General features: G+C 73.7%; 1 protein-coding gene. It reads left to right on the forward strand.

Annotated features, from left to right (window positions below; translation table 11 throughout):
- Positions 1-3,131: type I polyketide synthase (locus GT045_RS34255; protein ID WP_161336576.1), on the forward strand; the 3,131-nt coding region annotated here is incomplete at both ends.

Genomic DNA, 3,131 nt, shown 5'->3' on the forward strand with positions numbered 1-3,131 from the left:
TCGTGCCGGTGCTGCGCAAGGACCGTGGTGAGGCGGGCACGCTGCTGGAGGCGTTGGCGCAGCTCCATGTCCAGGGCCAGGACGTGGACTGGGCCGCCTACCTGGCACCGTACGGCCCCCGACGCGTGGACCTTCCCACCTACGCCTTCCAGCGCGAACGCTACTGGCTGGAGCCGGTGCCGGCCGCTGGCGACGTCGCTTCGGTCGGTCTGGGCGCGGCGGATCACCCGTTGCTGGGTGCGGCCGTGAGCCTGCCCGACTCCGACGGCTGCCTCTTCACCGGCCGACTGTCGCAGACGTCGCACGGCTGGCTGGCCGACCACCAGGTCATGGGGGCGGTGCTCCTGCCGGGAACCGCGTTCGTCGAACTCGCGCTGCACGCCGGCGCGTGGGTCGGGTGCGGTCGGCTGGAGGAGCTGACGCTGGAGGCGCCGCTCGTACTGCCGGAACAGGGCGGAGTACAGATACGGGTGACGGTCGGCGACGCCGACGAGTCGGACTGCCGGACACTGACCGTGCACTCGCGGCCGGACGGCGAAGGCGAGCAGTGGATCCGGCACGCGACGGGCCGGCTGGCCCCGGGGGAGGCGCGCCCGGCTTCCGCGGAGCAGGAATGGCCGCCGCGCGGCGCCGAGGCCGTCACCCTGGACGGACACTACGAGCGGGCCGCCGGTACGGGCCTGCGGTACGGGCCCGTCTTCCAGGGCCTGCGGGCCGTGTGGCGACGCGGCGACGAGGTGTTCGCCGAGGTCATGCTGCCGGAGGAGGCGGAGGCGGAGTCCCGCCGCTTCGGTGTGCACCCGGCTCTGCTGGACGCGGCCCTGCACGCGATGGGGGCCGCGGCGGACCCGGCGGACCCGGCGGAGCAGTCGGAGCCGGCGACCGGTATCCGGCTGCCCTTCGCCTGGAGCGGTGTGTCCGTGTACGCGACGGGCGCCTCGGCGCTCCGGGTACGGCTGAGTCCGGCCGAGTCCGACGGTTCGGCACTGGCCATGGAGGTCACGGACCAGGCAGGCGGACTCGTGGCCACCGTGCGCTCGTTGGTGACGCGTCCCGTCTCCGCCGAGCAGATCAGTGCGGCGGGCGGGGTGCTCCACCAGTCGTTGTTCCGGCTGGGGTGGCGCCGTGTGCCCGGTGCCGAGGCACAGGCGCGACACGCCGAAGCCGCGCCGGTCCTGCTGGGCGGTGTCGGACTGGCGTCCGCGGACGCATGGGCGGAAGGAGTGCTGAACCGGACCTCCTACCACGAGGACATCGACGCACTGCGTGCCGCGATGGACGCCGGTACGGCCGTGCCGCCGGTGGTCGCCTGCGTCCTGCCGTCCACGCCAGGAGTGGACGCCGACGTGGACACCGACGCGGTGCGACACGCCGTACACCGAGGTCTGGCACTGATCCAGAGCTGGCTGGCCGACGAACGGTTCGCCGACTCGCGCCTGCTGATCGTCACGCGCGGTGCGGTGGCGGTGGACGACGGCGACGATGTCACCGGACTCGCCGCGGCCGCCGTCTGGGGGCTGGTGCGCAGCGCCCAGAGCGAGCACCCCGGCCGTTTCGTCCTGGTCGACCTGGAGGCGGCGGAGGAGCCGTCGGACTCCGCCGGGCCGTGCGCGCTGACCGTCGACGACATCCCGCTCCTGTCCGCCGCCGCCCACGGCGCGGAACCGCAGGTGGCGGTTCGGGCCGGAACACTGCTGGCCGCGCGACTTGACCGGGTACGTGCCACGGAGACGGCTCCGCTGTCCTCGGCGACCTGGGACACGGCCGGCACGGTCCTGGTGACCGGTGCCAGTGGCACGCTGGGCAGACTGGTCGCACGCCATCTCGTGACCGAGGCCGGCGTCCGCAGTCTGCTGCTGGTGAGCCGGCGCGGCGCGGACGCCGACGGGGCCCGTGAGCTGGCGGCGGAGCTGTCGGTGGCCGGTGCCCGCGTGCACTGGGCTGCCTGCGACGTGGCTGACCGGGCGGCACTGGCGGACGTACTGCGAAGCGTTCCGGCGGATCGTCCGCTGCGTGCGGTGGTGCACACCGCCGGAGTGCTCGACGACGGTGTCATCGACGCACTCACCCCGGAACGCGTCGACACCGTCCTGCGGCCGAAGGTGACCGCGGCAGTCAACCTCCACGACCTGACGCGCGAGCTCGACCTGTCGGCCTTCGTGCTGTTCTCCTCGGCCGCCGGTACCTTCGGCACCGCGGGCCAGGCCAACTACGCCGCCGCAAACGCCTTCCTCGACGCGCTGGTACGGCACCGGCGCGCAGCCGGCCGGCCCGGGCTCTCCCTCGCCTGGGGCCTGTGGGACACGGCCGACGGTATGGCGGGCGGACTGGCCCGGGCCGATCTGCGCCGCATCGAACAGTCCGGTGTGCGAGGGCTGACCCCCGCGGAGGGCCTGAACCTGTTCGACACCGCCTGCGCGGCGCAGGCACCGGTCGTGGTCCCGCTGCGGCTGGATCCGGCCCGGGCCGGCCGAGACGGCGAAGTGGCGCACGTACTGCGTGATCTGGTGCGGCCCACGAGCCGCCGTTCCTCCGACACCACCCGCGCCACAGGCTCCTCGCAGCTGCGCGAGCAGCTCGCCGGAGTGCCGGCCGCGGACGGTGAACGGCTGGTCCTCAACGTCGTCCGGGGGAACGTGGCCGCGGTTCTCGGACACGCCGACCTGGAGGCGGTGGAGCCGGGCCGGGCCTTCAGCGACTTCGGGTTCGACTCGCTGACGTCCGTGGAGCTGCGTAACCGTCTCGGCACGGCCACCGGGCTGCTCCTGCCCGCCACCCTGGTGTTCGACTATCCGTTCCCCCGGGCCCTGGCCCAGTACCTCCACCAGCAACTGACCGGCCACCGCGAGACCGTGGTGCCCCCGGCACCGGCCCTCGTCTCGGGCCCGTCCGCCGGAGACGGCGAGGACGACCCGGTGGTCATCATCTCCATGGGTTGCCGCTTCCCGGGCGGCGTTCGCACCCCCGAAGAGCTGTGGAGCCTGCTCGCCGCGGGCGGCGACGCCATATCCGGCTTCCCCGAGGGACGCGGCTGGGACATGGAGGGGCTGTACGACGCCGACGCCGACTCGGACGGGAAGAGCTACGTCCGCGAAGGCGGCTTCCTGCACGCGGCCGGCGACTTCGACCCG

The sequence above is a fragment of the Streptomyces sp. SID486 genome (genome assembly GCF_009865385.1).
In the GTDB taxonomy this organism is placed as follows: domain Bacteria; phylum Actinomycetota; class Actinomycetes; order Streptomycetales; family Streptomycetaceae; genus Streptomyces.